The following is a 17,050-nucleotide window of genomic DNA, read 5'->3' as shown; positions in this document are numbered from 1 at the left end:
GCGAGATGCTTCGCTCCGCTCTGCATGACGCCCTAGTTGGATAGGCCCTTAGTGCACGGCGCCCAGCAGGAAGAAAAACAGCAGCTGCGCGAGGTATACCACCGGCACCAGGGGGTTGGTTTTGGCGAAGTTGGCCCGGTTGAACAGCATTTGCAGGATGCAGGCGAGGATGAACCAGTCGCGGAAGTTTTGCAGCGGAATAACGTCCGCCGACCAGTGCCAGAAGTCGTAGCGGCCGGCCACGGGCTCCATGCACAGGTCGAGCCCCACCATCAGCAGGGCGGCCAGCACGGTGCGGGGCAGCTCGGGCAGGGGCACGTAGCGGGCCAGCACGCCGCACGCATACGTGAGCACCAGCCAGTTGAGGCCGATGAGCGGCGGCACGCCCACGAAGGGCGGGGCATCGAACAGCTTAAAGCCCAGCGTGTCGCCGTAGGTGTAGTGCCCAAACACCCGCCCGGTGTTCACGCCCACAAACTCGGCCGCGAACCCCAGCAGCGCCGCCGACAAGCAAAACCCCCAGAAGCTGAACCCGCGCCCCGGCTGAAACGCCAGCAGCAGCCCCGCCGTGAGCACCAGCGTGAGGGGCGTAAACCGCAGGTAAAAATCGGGGTTTTTCGAAAAGGCCAGCCCCACGAAGCCCGTGAGGTGGAACAGCAGCACCAGGCCCTGGGCCACGCGCAGCCGGCGGATGGGGGGGGCAGTGGCGGTAGGGGAATTGAGCAATTCAGAATACTCCATTCGGTGGAGCCAGGCAGTTAAAAGTTAAAAGTTGAGAGTTAAAAACCGCTCTCGTTTCGGGCACTTTTTAACTCTCAACTATCAATGAGGGACGAAACGATTTTGGCCGATAGCAGGCACAGCGGGATGCCGCCGCCGGGGTGCACCGAGCCGCCGCAAAAGTACAGCCCTTCGAGCCGCCCCGAAAAATTGGGGTGCCGCAAAAACGCCGCCAGCGCGTTGTTCGACGAGCTGCCGTAGAGCGCCCCGCCAAACGAAGAGGTGTCGGCCGCAATGCCGGGCGGCGTCCACACCTTTTCAGCGGCAATCAGCGGCCCGATGTCCGTGCCCAGGGCCTGGCCGAGTTTGCGGAGCACCACGGCGCGGGTTTTTTGGGTCAAAGCCTCCCAGTCCTGGCCCTGGTCGTGGGGCACGTTCACCATCACAAACCAGTTTTCGTGGCCGGGCGGGGCGTCGGCGGGCGTTTTCTTGGACGTGACGTTGACGTACACCGTCACGTCGTCGGCCACGGTCTTGTCCCGAAAAATGGCCTGAAACTCGCCCTGGTAGTCCGCCGAGAAGAAAATGTTGTGCAGGTCCAGCTCGGGAAATTCGCGGGCGATGCCCCAGTAGAAAAGCAGGGCCGAAGAGGAGCGGGGCTGGCCCAGCGTGCGTTCGGGCGCGGGCTGCGTGGGCAGCAGGCGCCGGTAGGTGGGCACCACGTCCATGTTGCTCACCACCCGGCCAAAGTCGTACACGTCCTGCGCCGTGCGCAGGCCCGTCACCCGGCCTTCGGCCACGATAATCTCCTCCACCGGCTCGTGGTAGCGGAACTGCACGCCGAATTCGGCCGCCAGCCGCGCCAGGCTGCTGGCAATGGCGTAGATGCCGCCCTCGGGATAGAACGCGCCGATGCCGTGCTCCAGGTGCGGAATCATGCTCAGCGTGGCCGGCGCCTGGTAGGGGTCCGAGCCGTTGTAGGTCGCGTAGCGGTCGAAGAGCTGCACCAGGCGCGGGTCGGCAAAGGCCTGCTCGTGGCGCTGGTGCATGGTGCCCGTCAGGCCCAGGCCGGGCAGGGCGGCCACCGCCTTCAGCGTCTCGGCGCTGAAATAGGTGCCGGCCTTGTGCAGCGACTTGTGCAGAAACGTGCCCGCGGTGGCGTCGTAGCTCTTGCCGCTGCGGGCCAGAAACTGCGCCACGGCCGCGGCCGGCGCATCGAGCTTGTCCGCCACTTCGGCCGCGAAGTGGTCGGCGTCGGCCCAGGCCGTGAGCCGCGTGCCGTCGGCAAAAAAGTAGTTGGTGATGGGGTCCAGCCGCTGGTAGCGGAAGTAGTCAGTGGGCGCGCGGCCGGCCAGCCGGAACAGGTCATCCACCAATTCCGGCAGCGTGAACAGCGACGGCCCGGCGTCGAACCGGTAGCCGCCGGGCAGGCGGAATTGGTGCATCTTACCCCCAAACGTGCCGCTGGCCTCAAACACTGTGACGGCGTGCCCGGCCACGGCCAGCCGCACCGCCGTGGCCAGCCCGGCAATGCCGGCGCCGATGATGGCAATGGGTTCTTTCATAAAGATGATAAGCTAATTTGGTGCTATGAACAAGCCAGGCGTGTACCTGGATACTTCAGTCATCAACTTTCTGTTTGCCACCGACAGTCCTGAGTTGCAAAAAATCACGCAAACTTTTTTTACCAATTTCATTCGCCCCGGAGTGTACCAGGCGTGCGTGTCTGATTTTGTGCTCGATGAATTGCGACAAACGCCCGATGATGACCAGCGCAAGCAATTGCTGAACGTGTTGGACGGGTACGAAATAGAGATTCTGACGTCCCCGGGCCCGGCGGCCATTGAAGAGCTGGCCCAGCAATACCTGACGACCGGGGCTCTGCCGCCGAACAAGGTTTACGATGCTTTGCACGTGGCTTTTTGCACGGTAGCCAAGCTTGACTATTTGGTGAGCTGGAATTTTAAGCACCTGGCCAACGTCAACCGGGAGCGGCGGCTGTTGGCCGTCAATCAGTCGCTTGGGTACCTTCACTCGTTCCGCATTCTCAACCCTCTGGACTTACTTGGCGATGGAAACTGACGAAACGGCCCCGCGGGCCTTGCGCGAAGTGTGGGAGTGGCGCGAAAAAGCCCTGCGGAGCCTGGACCATTTGCCCACGCTAGCCGAAAAAATTGCGGAAATTCAGCGCCGCACCCAGCCGCAGGTGAACGAGCTGGAGGCCGCGCGTAAGGCCCGGCTTTTGGTGAAGCCGGCCCCTTGATGATTACTCCACCGCCAGCACCAATCCCTTCAGGTACGCGCCTTCCGGGTGAAACAGGCTCACCGGGTGGTCGGCGGGCTGGGTGAGGCGGTGCAGGATGCGCGCCGGGCGCCCGGCCTCGATGGCCGCCGCCAGCACCGCGCCCTCGAATAGCTCGGGGCTCACCACCTGCGAGCAGCTGAACGTGAAGAGCAGCCCGCCCGGCGCCAGGTGGGCCAGGCCGGCCGCGTTCAGGCGCTTGTAGCCCATAAGGGCGGCGTGGCGTGCGCCCATGTGCTTGGCAAAGGCCGGCGGGTCGAGCACCAATAAGTCGTACGCGGCCGGGTGGTTTTTCAGAAAGCCCAGCACGTCGTCGGGGTAAGCGGCGTGGCGCTCGGCGTGCTGCGAGAGCTCGGCGTTGCGCTCGGTGAGGGCAATGGCCTTCTTGCTCGAATCGACGGAATGCACCAGCTCGGCGCCGGCTTCGAGGGCGTACACCGAGAAGCCGCCCGTGTAGCAGAACGTGTTGAGCACGCGCCGGCCGGGCGAGTACCGCGCCAGCAGGGCCCGGTTGTCGCGCTGGTCGATGAAAAAACCGGTTTTCTGGCCCGTTTCCCAGTCCACCGCGAACCGGTGGCCGTTTTCCGTCACCAGGTGCTCGGCGCCGGTGCTCTCGCCGAACAGGTAGCCGTTCTGCGCGTCGGCGACGGCGTTGCCGGGCACGGTTTCGGCGCTCTTGTCGTAAATGGCGCACAGCTTGTCGCCGAACACGGCTTGCAGCGCTACCGCAATTTCCGGGCGGGCGCGGTACATGCCCACGCTGTGGGCCTGCACCACGGCCACGTCGCCGTACACGTCGATGATGAGGCCGGGCAGCCCGTCGCCCTCCGCGTGCACGAGGCGGAAAACGTCGGTGTCGGCCGTGCCGGTCAGGCGCAGGCGCTGCCGCAGCTGGTACGCGTCGCCCAGCTTCTTGACCCAGAACGCTGGGGTGGGCAAGGCGGCTTCCGGGCCAAAGTCGAGCATCCGCACGGCAATGGAGCCGCCGCCCGAAAAATGACCCACGCCCAGCAGCTCACCGTCAATGGCCTCGACCCGCACCGGGTCGCCCTCGCGGGTTTCGCCCGTCACGCGGGCAATGGCCCCCGAGAAAACCCAGGGGTGGCGGCGGCGCAAGGAATGGTCTTTTCCGTTTTTGAGGACGATGGTGGCGGAGTTCGGCATAGACCGGCAAAGGTACGGCGGCTCCTGGGCGAACTTTGCCCGCCCGTTGCCACCGTCAACCGCCTCCCCGGCCATGCCCACCGACTTCATCATCCTCGACTACGAGCCCGCACACCAACCGGCCTTCCGCGCCCTCAACCGCGAGTGGATTTCGCAGTACTTCACCCTGGAGCCTCCCGACCACCAGATGCTGGACGACCCCGAGGGCTACATCCTGGCGCCCGGCGGCCACATCCTCATGGCCCGCCACGGCATCGAGCTGGTGGGCACCTGCGCTCTCGTTAAGGAACCTGACAACGTGTACGAGCTGGTCAAAATGGCCGTTTCGCCGCGGGCCCAGGGCCTGGGCATCGGGTGGGCGCTGGGGCAGGCGGCGCTGGCCAAGGCCCGGCAGCTCGGCGCCCGCCGCGTGGAGCTGCTGTCCAACTCCCGGCTCATTCCGGCCCTGGCGCTCTACGAGAAGCTGGGTTTCCGGCACGTGCCGGTGCCGCCCTCGCCCTACCAGCGCACCGACGTGAAAATGGTGCTGGACCTTTAGCGGCGTCCTTACTGCTTGTTGAACCAGCGCCGGTAAATGGGTTGGCGCCACGCAAACTGCGCCCACATGGCCGGATAGAGCACCGCATCCAGGGCCGCGAAGCCCGTGCGGTACTCCAGGTCGTCCACAATCACACAGCCGCCGCGCGGGCCGGGCGCCAGCAGGTGGCGGTGGCGCCAGTAGCGCAGCGGCGGGGGCAGCACCTGGCCCTCGTCCACGAAGTAATGGGTGCCGTCGGGCTGCACGCCAGCGTCGGTTATGAGCGATGTCCAGCGCAGCTTGGTGACCAGCGTGTCCAACTCAATTTCCACTTGGTCGCCGGTGCGGCAGCCGTCGAAGCGCACCAGGCGCAGCTTGGGAAACGGCGGCGCCAGTGCCAGAAACAGCTCGCGGGTGAAGCCCGCCATGACAACAGCCGGCGGCGGGGCCACGGCGGTGCGAAGGATAACGCGCATGGTTATGGGGTAGTGAGGGCGCTTTCGGGCGGTGATGGATTACGGAGACGCAAGAAGCGCAGCCACTTCCAAAAGTCACCCGCGGCCGGGGCGGTGCGAGTGGCCCAAGGTAAACGACCCTCCGCGACACTGACGATTAAGAAAGTTAGCTGAGTAGGGGCTAATATTTTTTTGATGAGAATGAAAAATATTAGTCGTTCGATTCTAATATTTTTCATTTGAATCGAAAAAATATTAGAACACGTGAAGGGCAACCAGCGGGGTCCGCAGCATCCTGGGCAACACAAGCAGCACCAGCGGCGGGAGAGATTTTATTGAGGAGTTATTTGAGTTGGTCGGAACAGTGCGTCCCTGCAACGTTTCGACTAACTCAAACAGCTTCCAAATAAGCCCGGACTTGCGTATGGAAAGCCAGGAAACTGGCCGACCGGGTAGACAGCCAGTCAGCATCCATGCCGGCGGCCAATTCTTCAACTATTGGGCTGGAGTGCTTAGTAGAACATTTTCTGGCGTTATAGATAGCCAATTTCGCATTTTCACGGGGCTGCGTTTCGAAACGCTCGTTTTTTGTGGAATGCGGGTGTTCCTTTCGCCACTTCAGGCACCACAGCCAGTGCTCGATGCACTGCACCGGAATGAGCAAGATGGCTTGTAGTTTCCGGGCTTCCAATCGGCCTCGCATCTCTGCCTGCTTGGCTTGGAAGGCGGCGGAATCAAAATCGTCCAGGTCGAGGCCCACGAAAAAGCATTGCAGCCGATACTCCCGCAAACCTATTTTCACAAACTTCGTCAAACAGGTCGTCAACCTGGGTTTTGTTCTGGCCCTTGAAACGTTTTGCAAAAGATTCATTTGCTTCGAACTGCTGCGTGTGACCAACGGCTATCGCCTGCAAATAATGATGCAAAAACAGCCGTTGCGCCTCGTCTTCTCCAAAAAAGCCATAGCGTAAAATGCTCATGCCGGTACGCCTCCCAGAAAGCCGGACACCCAGTGTTCACCCAGCGAATCGGAGTAGCGAATTAGTTTTTTCCCTTCGGCCCTTAGCTTGTCGTTGGTTTCACTGATGATGTCGCCGGCATTGTGAATTACCGTTTCGCCATTCTCGCGGTCAAACACCGAAATGCACTCTGGGATATCCGCGAAATAATCCACGACATACGGGCTGTGCGAGGTGAGAATAATCTGAATGTCCCGCAGCCGCGCCAACTCAAAAATAAAATCCATCACCTCGCGAATGCGGCGTGGGTGAATGCCTTTCTCGGGTTCCTCCAGTAGCAACAGTTTCGGCGGGTCGGGCTGGTGCACAATGCAGAGTAGGGCGAGGAAATACAGTACGCCTTCGGAGACTTCTTCGGCCCAGTAGCCAATGTCGTTTTTGTCAAAGAACTTGAGTTTGAATTTGCCTGCTTCTCCGGGGTCGGCGGGAGTCGAAACGGAAACCAAATCGCCCACATATTGTGCTAAGTCGTTCTCTAGCTGCCGAAATTTAGTTTTATGATTTTGACTTAGATAAAAAAGGAATGAAACTAAATTGGAACTGTCGGCAGCCACTAAAGTCTCGTTAGAAATTGGTGAAGCGGCCTGAAATCTACCTGGGTCAGGCTTGTATATTATGCAGTTTGTCAGGTGAGTTCGAACGGTATGAAAGTCTCTGGGAAAGAGCCTGAAACTAGGAGTTGCGTTACTTAGGTCTAATTCCTCTCTTATATTCAATCCATTTCGTGTGTTTAAAAGTATCGACTGTAAAGTATTTTTAGTGGTCTTATCAATCACATAATCACCCTGAACTGAATAATTAACTTCACATAATTCATCATTAGAAAGCTGGTCATTCAATTGAATTTGAATCGCTGGCGGCTCGAAAACATCCAGCTTGCCTCTTAGCAAATTTTGCTCATACCATTCAATTGGCGCTGCTTGTTTTTCCGGATAAGCAGTGACACGCGCCGCGATAAATTCGATTCCCTTCAAAAAATTTGACTTCCCCGAGTTATTCGGCCCGATAAACAAATTCACCTGGCCCAGCTTCACCGAGGCGTCGCGGATGCTGCGGAAATTCTGGATGCGGAGGGACGTGAGCATGAGGCGAAAGTAGGGGCAGTGCTGGTTGCCGCCCGGCAGTAATTATAGTGGTTGTGCGGCCGTTTAGCAACCGGCGGGTGTGAGCCTACCCCAGCAGTTCCTCAATGTCGGCCCGGGTGAGGTGCTTGATGACGGCCTCGTCGGTGGCGATGAGCTCGCTGACCAGGGCCAGCTTGCGGCGCTGCAGGGCCAGGATTTTCTCCTCCACCGTGCTTTGGGTGATGAACTTGTAGGTGAATACCGGGCGCTGCTGGCCGATGCGGTGGGCGCGGTCCACGGCCTGGGCCTCCACCGCCGGGTTCCACCACGGGTCGAGGATGAAGACGTAGTCGGCGGCGGTGAGGTTGAGGCCCACGCCGCCGGCTTTGAGGCTGATGAGGAAGATTTTCAAGGCCTCGTCGTTCTGGAAGCGGGCCACTTCGGTGGGCCGGTCGCGGGTGGCACCGTCGAGGTAGGCGTAGGCCAACTGGCGCTCGTCGAGGGCCGCGCGCACCAGCGCCAGGTGCTGCACAAACTGGCTAAATACCAATACCTTGTGCCCTTCGGCCACCACGTTGCGAATCATGCGCAGCACCTCGCGCAGCTTACCCGACTCGTGGGCGTAGGTTTCGTCGGCCAGGCGGGGGTGGTTGGCAATTTGCCGCAACCGGGTCAGGCCCTGGAGCAGCAGAAACTGGGTGCTGGCCGGGCCGTGCTCGTCGAGGTTGCGCAGAATCTTGTTGCGGTAAAAGCTCTTGGTTTCCTCGTAGGCGTGGGCCTGCTCCTCGGTCATGGGGCAGTAGCTGAGGTGCTCGGTTTTCTCGGGCAGCTCCTTGGCCACCTGGGCCTTGTGCCGGCGCAGGATGAACGGCTTGATGAGGGCGTGCAGCCGCCGGGTGCGGCCCTCGTCCTGGTGCTTCTCGATGGGTTTGAGGAATTCCTTGCGAAAGAAGGCCTGCGTGCCCAGCAAGCCGGGGTTGATGAACGACATCTGCGACCACAGGTCCATGGTGCTGTTCTCCACGGGCGTGCCCGTGAGGATGAGCCGGTGCTTGGAGCGCAGCTGCCGCACGGCCTGCGAGGTGGTCGACGACGGATTCTTGATGGCCTGCGACTCGTCCAGAATCACGTAGTCGAACTTGTAGCCGGTCAGCAAGTCGGTGTCCAGGCGCACGATGCCGTAGCTGGTCAGCACCACGTCGTAGTCGGCGAACCGGTCGGGGTTTTTGTCGCGGTAGGTGCCCGTGTAGGCCAGGATGCGCAGGTCGGGGGTAAACTTTTCCGCCTCGGCCAGCCAGTTGAACACCAGCGAGGTGGGCAGCACCAGCAGCGAGGCGGCGCCCCGGGCCTCGCCGCTCTCGCGGCGTTGGAGCAGCATCGTGAGCGTCATTACGGTTTTGCCGAGCCCCATGTCGTCGGCCAGGCAGCCGCCGAAATGGTAGTCCTGCACGAATCGCAGCCAGTTGTAGCCCGCCTTCTGGTAGGGCCGCAGCTCGCCCAAAAAGCCGGTGGGCAGGGGGTGGTCTTCCACTTCGGCAAAGTCGCGCAGCTTGGCCAGCTTGCGGCCCATGCGCACGGTGGCCAGCTCGTTGCTCTGCAAGTCGGCCACCAGGGCCAGGTGGTGGCGGCGCAGGTTGAGGCCGTCGGGCGTTTCTTCCCCGAAGGCAAACAGCTCCAGGTAGTCCGTGAACCACTCGTCGGGAATGATGGCAATTTGCCCGTTGGGCAGCTTGAACTCCCGCCGCCGCTGCAAAATGTGGCCCCGCAGCCGAACAAAGGGAACCTCGATGTCGCCGAAGCGCACCGTGCCGCGCACGTCGAACCAGTCGCCGGCCTCTTGAATGCCCACGTGCACGCTGGTCGGGCCGATGAAGTAGCTCTTGGTGGCCGTAGCGGACGCTTCCACGGTGTAGCCCAGCTCCGCGAGCGCGGGCGTGTGGTCATGCAGCCACTTGAAGGCCTGGCTTTTGGGCAGCGAGGCGTGGCCATTCTCCACGGTGAGCAACCGTTGGCTGAGCTCGGCCACGGTCGCTTGCTCTTGTTCCGGGTTGCGCAGCAGGCGGTGGAACACGTAGCTGTCGGCGGTTTTTTCCAGGCGCACGCTCACCGGCTTGTCGGTGCCGAGGGCCATGAGGTGGGGCCCGTAGCGAAAGCTCAGCTCGAAGTGAATGTGGTCGGCTTCGCCCCCGGCGGGCGGGAGCGCGGCGGGCTTGGGCGTCGGCACGCGGCCCCGGCGGGGCGGGCCGGGCGGCCGAACGGGCGCTTCGGGCGCGGGCGCCGCGGGCAGGGCGTCGCTGAACGTGAGCCGGGGCCGGGCCACGTAGCGCTCCGAGCGGATGTCGAACCCGCGGGCGTGGACCTCGAACGACTCCATGAGCGGGGCCACGAACTTCTGGAAGTAGCTCTCTTCCACCTGCCGGGGCACCACAATGAACTTCTTCTTCAAAAAAGGCAGCAGCTTGCGCCCGTCCACTTCGGTGCGGAAGGAGTAGAGCAGGTCGCCGAGCAGCAACCAGGCCGGTTGCAGGCACACCAACAGGGCGTCCTTGTACTGAAAATCGAGCCGCTGGCCCTGGTACTGAATGGTGGGGAAGTAGTGCGTGCCTTCCTCGTTGCGGCGGAAGTGGAAGAGGATGGACGCCCGGGCCGGGGCCAGGCCGATTTCGCGCCAGGTGGGCTCGCCGTCGCGGCCCATGATGAACACGCGCTTGCCCGCCAGCCGGGCCAGCAGCCCCGCCATGCGGGTTTGCACGTGCCGGGTGATGACCTCCTGCAGGGGCTTGTCGCCCTTCTCGGGGTGGTAGGTTTTGAGGAAGAACTCGGCCGTGGCAATCTTGCGGGGCCAGAATTCTTTCACCACCGCCTCCTGCTGAATCTGGTCGCAGAGCTCCACCAGCTCGAAGTCGGTGGCGTCGAGGCCCGCGGCAAACTCGTGCACGTTTTTGCCCGAAACGGTTTGGTGCTGCAGCGTGAGCTGGCCGCGCGGGCCCAGCTGCACCACGTAGGCCGCAAACAAATGGCCGAGGCACTCGTGCTCAAAGAGCGAGTAGACAATCTGAAACGGTTCTGCGGTAGATACTTTCATAGCCGGGCACGCGGAAAGCGCAAGGTAGGGCCGAAAGCGGAAATGGGCACGATGGCGCGGGGCTTCAGCACGATAAGACTAGGGCCTTACGGCCCCGGTCCCCAATGGATGCCCCCGGCCTATAAATTCTCCCGCAAGTCCAACCGGCTCGCGTTCAGGGCGGGGCGGATGCTGACGGCCAGCGTGATGAAAATGATGGACAGGCAGGTAAAGACCAAGTCGGAAACCTGCATCTTCACGGGGTACGCGTCCACGACGCTCGTGGCCATGCCCATGCTCACGAAGCCGAAGCGCTGCTGGAGCCAGCACAGCGTGACGCCGAGCACGAGGCCCGTGGCCGCGCCCACCAGCGCCACGATGGCCCCCACCAGCAGGAAGGTGCGCCGCACCATCTGCTGGCTGGCGCCCATGGCCAGCAGCACCGAAATGTCCTTCTTTTTGTCGATGACCAGCATCGAGAGCGAGAAAAAGATGTTGAGCGAGGCGATGAGCAGGATGAGCGTGAAGGTGATGAACACGAACAGCTTCTCCACCTTGATGGCCTTGAACAAGCTCACGTGCTGCTCGTCGGAATCCTGCACTTTAAACGTGGGGCCGAGCCGCTGGCGCAGCTGTTCTTTCACGGTTTCCACCTCGAAGCTGCCGCCCACCTTCACGTAGAGGGCCGTGCGGCGGGTGGTGTAGCCGAGCAGGCGCTGGGCGAAGGTGAGGGGCACGAAGATGTAGCTGTCGTCGATGTGCTGCTCGATGAGGAAGACGCCGCCGGCCAGCAGGTCCTGCTCGTTGAAGGCCTTGTCGGGGTTCATGTTCAGGGTTTTGCGGCCGGGCGAGTTGCGCGGATACAGCAGGCGCATGGGGGCCAGGCGGTTGTTGAGCGTGATGCTGAGCTCGTGCTGCACGCCGGCGCCCACCAGGGCCAGCTCCAGGCTGTCGCGGCGCAGGCGGTGGTCGCCCTCGCGGATGTTGGCGTCAATCTGGCTCTGGCCGAAGTAGTTGTCCGAGAGGCCGCGCATTTTCACCACCATCTGGCGGTCGTGATATTGCAGCAAGGCGTTGTCCTCGATGACTTCGGTGACCAGGGCCACGCCGGGCATGCTCTCCAGCTTTATCAGAAAGGTGCGGTCCACGTCGAAAGCCTTGCCCTTGGTGGCCGAAATAACCAGGTTGGGGTCGGACTTGCCGTAGAGCGTGCGCACCAAGTCCTCAAGGCCGTTGAACACCGAGAGCACGATAATCAGCGCCATGGTGCCCACCGCCACCCCAATCATCGAAATGTTGGAGATGATGGTGATGATGTTGCGCTTGTTCTTGGAACGGAAGTAGCGCTGGGCAATGAGGAGGGGAACGTTCACAGGGGGGCGTTGGCGGGCGGAGAGCGGGTTAGCTGGCCTTGCGCAGCAAGCCGTCCATGAAGTCTTCCAGCTTCTTAAGCCGCTCGTCGTGCTGCTTGAGCGTCACGTCCTTCAGAATGCCGATGTCTTTTTTCAACTCGCGCACATCGTGCTTGATGTCGTGGATTTCGTCCAGAAAGATGATGCTGTACTGGTCCTGGCGCTCATTGAATTTTTCTTGCCGCTCATTGAATTTCTCCTGCCGTTCGTTGAACTGCTCCTGGCGCTCATTGAAGCCTTGCTGGCTTCTTTGAAAGTTTTGCTGGAGCTGAAACATGGCCTCCTGCTGCGTCAGCATCCGCAGCAACAAGTCGTTGGTCACCTCCTGCTGCTTTTCCTGGCGGTCGAGGCGCCCCGTGAGCACCTGAATCAACTGCTGAACATCGTTGGAATCCGCCATGGCGCGAAAAGAGAAAGTGGGTAGCTAGCCGGCGGCAAGGTACATCCGCTGCGTTAAAACGGGAATTACTTCCAGGCTTTCACGATGAGGCCCGTGCCGGAGTCGTGCACGGTGCGGGCGTCGAGCCAGTTCAACAGCAGGCAGAAGGGGAAGGTGACGAGGTAGTAGAACGGCAGGAGCAGGAAAAACAGGCGCGACTTGCCCAGCAGCAGGATGGGGTATTTCATGCTCAGGCGCCAGGAAATCTGGCCCGGCTCGCCGTAGCCGTAGCGGGCCTCCACGCGCTCGAAGCCGGCGGTGCTGAGCTTCTGCTGAATCTCGCGGATGTTGTAGCCGTCGCGCACGTGCTCCTCGATGAAGCTGGTGCCGCCGTCGTCGTGCACGTCGGAGCCGCCCTGGTCGCTGGGCGTGGAGATGAGCAGCATGCCGCCGTCCTTGAGCGAGGCGTGGATGTTGCGAAACACCTCCACGTCTTCCAGAATGTGCTCCATCACGTCCACCGCCAAGGCCAGGTCGAAGGAATTGGGCTCCTGGTAGAGCACCAAATCCTGCACGGCGAACTGCACGTTGCGGCGCCCAATCTGGCGAAAGAACTTATTGGAGTCGGCCACCTGCTCCTCCTTCACGTCCACGGCCAGGATGTTCCACTTGGCGCTCAGCCCGCTCAGCCAGTAGGTATACTGGCCGTAGCCGGAGCCGGCGTCGAGAATGTTGAGCGGCCCCTGGGTGCGGCCCTTGGCCCAGTGGCGCAGCTCCCGGTGCACGTGCCAGGTGCGCAGCAACAGCAAATCGAGCAAGTGGTAAAACAGCCGGCGCAGCCACGGCGTGCGGTTAAACACCTGGCCCAGCGTCTTCTTAATGGGGTCGTAGTACAAAGGAGGAGGTGCTGATGTGCTGATTTCATGATGTGCTGATTTCATTAGTGCTGCCGACAGCCTTGACAGCACATCAGCACATCATGAAATCAGCACATCAACCAATTACTCGCCCTTGAAAAGCCGGGGCCGGGGGGTGGGCAGGTTCTCGCCGTCGCCCGCGTCTGCCTGGGGCGCGGGCGGAATGTCGAGCGTGCCGAGCACCTGGTCCATGTGGGCGGCGTAGGCGGCGCTGTCATCGTGGAAGAAAATAAGCTCGGGCACCACGCGGGCCGTTTGGCGGATGCGCTTGGCCAGGGCCTGGCGGATGGCCTTGGCGTTTTCGCGGATGGTTTCGAGGCGGTCGTTGGCGTCGGTGCCCAGCAGCAGGCTGAGGTAGACCCGGGCCTGGCCGAGGTCGGGCGTCACGCGCACCAGGCTGATGCCGGGCGCCAGCCCGCCCCCGAAGAGGTGCGGCAGGTCGCGCTGCAACACGGCGGCCAGTTCCTGCTGGAGCAGGCTGGCCATTTTTTGCTGTCGTTTGCTTTCCATATAGCTGGCAAAGGTACGATTTGGCGCACAAGGCAGTACGCAACCGGGACGCTGGGCGGGGCCAGCGGAAGGGCGCGGGGGGCGAAGGGTTGCCGCCGATACCTTTGCCGCATCCTTTTTTTACACTGTTGTCGCTTCTCTAATTGCTCCGCTTTTTCAAAAGCTCCCTCCCGGCCCAGCTACTGGCCCTGCTGCTCCTGGTGCTGGCCCTGCGCCTGCCGCTGCTCTGGCTGGGCCTGCCCCTGACGGCGGCCGAGCTGCGGGCCCTGCTGGTGGGCGAGCGGCTGCACGGCGGCGCGCTGCCCTACCGCGACTTGTTCGACGGCACGGCGCCGCTGGCCGCGGCCACCTTCGCGGCCTTCGACGCCGTGCTGTCGCGCCCGGTGGCGCTCTACCGGCTGGCGGCGCTGTTTCTGCTGGTGGTGCAGGCCCTGCGCCTGAACCTGGTGCTGAACCGCTACGACGTGCACCCCGAGCGCGGCTACGTGGCGGCCCTCACGTATTTGCTGGTGGGCAGCATCAGCACCGATTTGGATGCGCTGTCGCCCCTGCTGCTGGGGCACACCTTCGTGGTGTTTGCGCTGAGCGCGCTGCTGCCCACCTCCCGCGAGGGCTACGACAACCGCCGCCTGTTTCGGGCCGGTTTTTTGATTGGACTAGGGGCCCTGTGCTACTTGCCGCTGGCCCTTTTTGTGGTGGTGGGCTTGTTTGCGGTGGTGGTGTTTGCCCCCAACTCGTTTCGCAACTCCTTGCTGCTGCTGTGCGGCTTTTTCTTTCCGTACGCGCTGGTGGCCACGTTCTTCTTTTACACGGGGGCGTTGCCGGGGTTTGCGCAATTTCATCTGGAGCCCGGGCTGACGAATTTGATTGCCAGCGCCTTGCCCGCCGGCTTGCAGCTGCGTTTGCTGGTGGTGCCCGGGGTGGTGCTGGTGCTGGCCCTGCTGCGGTCGCTGGGCACGTCGCTGGGCCTGGTCTTTCAAATAAAATTCCGGCAGCTGATGCTGGTGTGGCTGCTGGTGGCCCTGGTTACGGCCGCTGTGGAGCGCGGCGCGGCGCCGGGCGTGCTGGTGCTGCTGCTGCCCCCGCTGGCCTATTTCAGCCTGTTCCTGTGGCAGCGCCACCGGCAGGCCTGGCTGCTGGAGCTGCTGCTGCTCCTCCTCCTCAACGCGGCCGTGGTGCTGCGCTACCGCGCCCAGGTGCCGCGTCTCGAAGCCCTGCTGCGCATGCCCGCCGAAAGCCGTTTTGGGGTGCAGCCCGACCCCCGCTACGCCGCCCTGCGCGGCCAGAGCCTTTTCGTGCTGGGCTCCGATGACCGCGCCTACTTGCACAACCGCCCCGCCACGCCCTACTTGGATTGGCCGCTTTCCCAAGCCGACTTCGGCCATTTAAACGAATACGCGGCCGTGGTGCGCGTGGCCCAGCGGATGGGCCCCGTCCCGCCCGATTACCTGCTTGACCAAGTCAGCGAGGTGCCCCGCTTGAAGCTGCTGCTGCCCGGCGTATTTGGTGCCTACGCGCTTACCGGCACGCCGGGCCTGTACCGCCGGAAGTAGGAGAATGTGCGGGTTCTTACACCCAACACCACGCCGGCGTACGCCGCTCGGTGGGTACGTTCCGAAGGAAAACCGCCAGGGGCTCCAGTTCGGTGAGCAGCGAAGTGAGCACGATGACGCGGCCGTCCACGAGGCGCAGGCGCAGGTAGTCGTACTTGGCCCAGAAGGTGCGGCGCGCCCGGCACGTCACCCGCTCCACGCCGGCCAGGTCGCGCCGCTCAAAGGCCATGCGCTGGCCCAACTGGTACACTTCCAGCCGGTTTTCGGCGGGCTGAAAGACCAGGGTTGTTTCGTGGTTCAGCGCCCAGTACCGCAGGTGCAGCAGCAATGCGGGCCCGCTGAGCGCCAGCGTGAACACCACAAAAACAGCGGCCAGCCCCAACTCCAGCGGGTTGGCTTCAGCACCGCCCAGCGCCACGGGCGGCACCACGCTCAGCCCGGCGCCCAGCGCCAGCAGCGGCCAGAACAGCAGCCGCAGCTGCCGCGCCGCCGTGGGCCGGTAGGTGTGGGTGCGCTTCGAAAAAAGCCCCGTCACCCAGCGCGCCGCGCCCAGCACCACGAGCAGCACCACCGCCACTTCCAGCAGCGGGCGCAAAAAAGATGTTTTCATACGTTGCGGCCGAACCTAGGCGCCCACCTGCACCCAGGCCTCGCCCTCGAGGTGCGCCCGCAGCTGCCCGAAGCTTTCCAGCGCCAAGCCGTGCCGTGCAAACACTGCCAGCACCGCCGCGCGGCCTTCGGGCGCCACGCACACCAACAGGCCGCCCGAGGTCTGCGGGTCGCAGAGCCACGCCCGCTGCTCGTCGCTGACGGCGCCCACCTTGTGGCCGTAGCTGGCCCAGTTGCGGCCCGTGCCGCCGGGCACGCTGCCTTGCTTCAGGTACGATTCCGCCGCCGCAATGCGGGGCACCTTGGCAAAGTCAATTTCTGCCGTCAGGCCGCTGCCCTCGCACACTTCGGCCAGGTGCCCGAGCAGGCCGAAGCCGGTCACGTCGGTCAGGGCCGTCACGGCGGGCAGCTTGCTCAGCTCGGTGCCAATCTTGTTGAGCTGCATCATCTGCGCCGGGGCCACGGCCGCGTCTTCGTCCCGCAGCAGGTCCTTCTTCTGGGCCGTGGTCAGAATGCCCACGCCCAGCGGCTTGGTCAGGTACAGCTCCGAACCAGGGGTGGCCGTGTTGTTCTGCTTGAGGTCTTTGATGTCCACCAGGCCCGTCACGGCCAGGCCAAAAATAGGCTCCGGCGAGTCGATGCTGTGGCCGCCGGCCAGCGGAATGCCCGCCTCGGCGCAGATGCTGCGGGCGCCTTCCAGCACGCGGCGCGCCACTTCGGGCGGCAGTTTGTCCACGGGCCAGCCCAGCACGGCAATGGCCAGCAGCGGCCGCCCGCCCATGGCGTACACGTCCGAAATGGCGTTGGCCGAAGCAATGCGGCCGAAGTCGTAGGCGTCGTCCACGATGGGCATGAAGAAGTCGGTGGTCGAAATCACCGCCTGGCCCCCGCCAATGTCGTACACCGCCGCGTCGTCGCGGCTGGCGTTGCCCACCAGCAGCCGCGCGTCGGGGGGCTGGGCAATGCTGGTGTGCAGCATCTGGTCGAGCACGGCCGGTGCAATTTTGCAGCCGCAGCCCGCGCCGTGGCTGTACTGGGTGAGTTTATAGTCCATTCTATTGAAATCAGGGAATCTACAAAAGTAAGCGGGCGGCCCACCGTGGACCGCCCGCTTGCTAAGCCAACCTAACCAAACACGTTCTGCCGCGCGCCGCGAAGCGCTTCACGTGCCCAAACACTCAACATGGGTTCAGCGAACGCCATGCTTGGCAGCGCGCGGCAAGACGTTTCAATGTGACTCTGTGTAAGTATTCGTGCCTAAGTAACCGCGTAGTAAAAAGGCCGTCATGCTGAGCTTGCCGAAGCAGCTCGCGCGGGTTAGTACCCCCAACGAAGCGGGCGAGCTGCTTCGGCAAGCTCAGCATG

General features: G+C 62.9%; 18 protein-coding genes. 4 read left to right on the top strand and 14 right to left on the bottom strand.

Features of this window, described 5'->3' with window-relative positions; all coding sequences use genetic code 11:
* Positions 1-48: 48 nt before the first annotated feature.
* Positions 49-741: a carotenoid biosynthesis protein gene (locus tag RMO51_RS21365; RefSeq protein ID WP_310398018.1), complete on the bottom strand. Its 693-nt coding sequence runs from the start codon at positions 739-741 to the stop codon at positions 49-51.
* Between the two features lie 74 nt (positions 742-815).
* Positions 816-2,285, bottom strand: coding sequence for a 1-hydroxycarotenoid 3,4-desaturase CrtD (gene crtD, locus RMO51_RS21360; RefSeq protein ID WP_310398017.1), 1,470 nt, complete (start codon positions 2,283-2,285; stop codon positions 816-818).
* A gap of 40 nt (positions 2,286-2,325) precedes the next feature.
* On the opposite strand from crtD, the gene RMO51_RS21355 reads away from it, so the two are divergent.
* Positions 2,326-2,802, top strand: a complete 477-nt coding sequence (locus RMO51_RS21355; RefSeq protein WP_310398016.1) for a PIN domain-containing protein — start codon at positions 2,326-2,328, stop codon at positions 2,800-2,802.
* Positions 2,792-2,983 (top strand): hypothetical protein, encoded by a 192-nt coding sequence (locus RMO51_RS21350; RefSeq protein WP_310398015.1) that lies wholly within the window; start codon positions 2,792-2,794, stop codon positions 2,981-2,983. Before RMO51_RS21355 ends, RMO51_RS21350 begins: the two co-directional genes overlap by 11 nt.
* Positions 2,984-2,986: 3 nt before the next feature.
* Here the strand turns inward: RMO51_RS21350 and RMO51_RS21345 are convergent, their stop codons facing one another.
* Positions 2,987-4,186, bottom strand: a complete 1,200-nt coding sequence (locus RMO51_RS21345; RefSeq protein WP_310398014.1) for a class I SAM-dependent rRNA methyltransferase — start codon at positions 4,184-4,186, stop codon at positions 2,987-2,989.
* 73 nt (positions 4,187-4,259) lie between these two features.
* Here RMO51_RS21345 and RMO51_RS21340 point away from each other — a divergent pair, with 73 nt between their 5' ends.
* Positions 4,260-4,724, top strand: coding sequence for a GNAT family N-acetyltransferase (locus tag RMO51_RS21340; protein ID WP_310398013.1), 465 nt, complete (start codon positions 4,260-4,262; stop codon positions 4,722-4,724).
* Positions 4,725-4,732: 8 nt separating this feature from the next.
* Here RMO51_RS21340 and RMO51_RS21335 read toward each other — a convergent pair whose 3' ends face one another.
* The 9 genes from RMO51_RS21335 to RMO51_RS21295 all read right to left on the bottom strand — a co-directional run bounded on the left by RMO51_RS21335 (position 4,733) and on the right by RMO51_RS21295 (position 13,523).
* Complete coding sequence (locus RMO51_RS21335; protein ID WP_310398012.1) at positions 4,733-5,179, bottom strand: hypothetical protein; 447 nt, start codon at positions 5,177-5,179, stop codon at positions 4,733-4,735.
* 370 nt (positions 5,180-5,549) lie between these two features.
* Positions 5,550-5,918, bottom strand: a complete 369-nt coding sequence (locus tag RMO51_RS21330; RefSeq protein ID WP_310398011.1) for a hypothetical protein — start codon at positions 5,916-5,918, stop codon at positions 5,550-5,552.
* Entirely contained in the window at positions 5,893-6,138 is a 246-nt protein-coding gene (locus RMO51_RS21325; RefSeq protein ID WP_310398010.1) for a hypothetical protein, read from the bottom strand. The genes RMO51_RS21330 and RMO51_RS21325 overlap by 26 nt, the downstream gene beginning before the upstream one ends.
* The gene (locus RMO51_RS21320) at positions 6,135-7,262 is read right to left on the bottom strand and encodes an AAA family ATPase (protein ID WP_310398009.1); all 1,128 of its coding nucleotides are present in this window, start codon (positions 7,260-7,262) and stop codon (positions 6,135-6,137) included. The genes RMO51_RS21325 and RMO51_RS21320 overlap by 4 nt, the downstream gene beginning before the upstream one ends.
* A gap of 85 nt (positions 7,263-7,347) precedes the next feature.
* Positions 7,348-10,326: an SNF2-related protein gene (locus tag RMO51_RS21315; RefSeq protein ID WP_310398008.1), complete on the bottom strand. Its 2,979-nt coding sequence runs from the start codon at positions 10,324-10,326 to the stop codon at positions 7,348-7,350.
* Between the two features lie 119 nt (positions 10,327-10,445).
* Positions 10,446-11,678: an FtsX-like permease family protein gene (locus RMO51_RS21310; RefSeq protein WP_310398007.1), complete on the bottom strand. Its 1,233-nt coding sequence runs from the start codon at positions 11,676-11,678 to the stop codon at positions 10,446-10,448.
* 28 nt (positions 11,679-11,706) lie between these two features.
* Positions 11,707-12,117, bottom strand: coding sequence for a hypothetical protein (locus RMO51_RS21305; RefSeq protein WP_310398006.1), 411 nt, complete (start codon positions 12,115-12,117; stop codon positions 11,707-11,709).
* Positions 12,118-12,182: 65 nt separating this feature from the next.
* Positions 12,183-12,992 (bottom strand): class I SAM-dependent methyltransferase, encoded by an 810-nt coding sequence (locus tag RMO51_RS21300; RefSeq protein ID WP_310398005.1) that lies wholly within the window; start codon positions 12,990-12,992, stop codon positions 12,183-12,185.
* Between the two features lie 105 nt (positions 12,993-13,097).
* Positions 13,098-13,523, bottom strand: a complete 426-nt coding sequence (locus RMO51_RS21295; protein WP_310398004.1) for a ribosome-binding factor A — start codon at positions 13,521-13,523, stop codon at positions 13,098-13,100.
* Positions 13,524-13,666: 143 nt separating this feature from the next.
* On the opposite strand from RMO51_RS21295, the gene RMO51_RS21290 reads away from it, so the two are divergent.
* Positions 13,667-15,076 carry a hypothetical protein gene (locus tag RMO51_RS21290; protein ID WP_310398003.1) on the top strand — a complete coding sequence of 470 codons (1,410 nt, stop codon included), beginning with the start codon at positions 13,667-13,669 and terminating at the stop codon, positions 15,074-15,076.
* A gap of 16 nt (positions 15,077-15,092) precedes the next feature.
* Here RMO51_RS21290 and RMO51_RS21285 read toward each other — a convergent pair whose 3' ends face one another.
* Positions 15,093-15,686, bottom strand: a complete 594-nt coding sequence (locus RMO51_RS21285) for a hypothetical protein (protein WP_310398002.1) — start codon at positions 15,684-15,686, stop codon at positions 15,093-15,095.
* A gap of 15 nt (positions 15,687-15,701) precedes the next feature.
* Positions 15,702-16,739 (bottom strand): selenide, water dikinase SelD, encoded by a 1,038-nt coding sequence (selD, locus tag RMO51_RS21280; RefSeq protein WP_310398001.1) that lies wholly within the window; start codon positions 16,737-16,739, stop codon positions 15,702-15,704.
* Positions 16,740-17,050: the final 311 nt, after the last annotated feature.

Origin of the sequence: Hymenobacter sp. (genome assembly GCF_031398885.1) — a bacterium.
In the GTDB taxonomy this organism is placed as follows: Bacteria; Bacteroidota; Bacteroidia; order Cytophagales; family Hymenobacteraceae; genus Hymenobacter.
This window is presented reverse-complemented; position numbering and strand designations above follow the sequence as displayed.

Coding starts and splice junctions, on each gene's coding strand:
- RMO51_RS21365 (WP_310398018.1), bottom strand. CDS start 741: ATGGAGTATTCTGAATTGCTCAATTCCCCTACCGCCACTGCCCCCCCC.
- crtD (WP_310398017.1), bottom strand. CDS start 2,285: ATGAAAGAACCCATTGCCATCATCGGCGCCGGCATTGCCGGGCTGGCC.
- RMO51_RS21350 (WP_310398015.1), top strand. CDS start 2,792: ATGGAAACTGACGAAACGGCCCCGCGGGCCTTGCGCGAAGTGTGGGAG.
- RMO51_RS21345 (WP_310398014.1), bottom strand. CDS start 4,186: ATGCCGAACTCCGCCACCATCGTCCTCAAAAACGGAAAAGACCATTCC.
- RMO51_RS21340 (WP_310398013.1), top strand. CDS start 4,260: ATGCCCACCGACTTCATCATCCTCGACTACGAGCCCGCACACCAACCG.
- RMO51_RS21335 (WP_310398012.1), bottom strand. CDS start 5,179: ATGCGCGTTATCCTTCGCACCGCCGTGGCCCCGCCGCCGGCTGTTGTC.
- RMO51_RS21325 (WP_310398010.1), bottom strand. CDS start 6,138: ATGAGCATTTTACGCTATGGCTTTTTTGGAGAAGACGAGGCGCAACGG.
- RMO51_RS21320 (WP_310398009.1), bottom strand. CDS start 7,262: ATGCTCACGTCCCTCCGCATCCAGAATTTCCGCAGCATCCGCGACGCC.
- RMO51_RS21315 (WP_310398008.1), bottom strand. CDS start 10,326: ATGAAAGTATCTACCGCAGAACCGTTTCAGATTGTCTACTCGCTCTTT.
- RMO51_RS21305 (WP_310398006.1), bottom strand. CDS start 12,117: ATGGCGGATTCCAACGATGTTCAGCAGTTGATTCAGGTGCTCACGGGG.
- RMO51_RS21295 (WP_310398004.1), bottom strand. CDS start 13,523: ATGGAAAGCAAACGACAGCAAAAAATGGCCAGCCTGCTCCAGCAGGAA.
- RMO51_RS21285 (WP_310398002.1), bottom strand. CDS start 15,686: ATGAAAACATCTTTTTTGCGCCCGCTGCTGGAAGTGGCGGTGGTGCTG.
- selD (WP_310398001.1), bottom strand. CDS start 16,739: ATGGACTATAAACTCACCCAGTACAGCCACGGCGCGGGCTGCGGCTGC.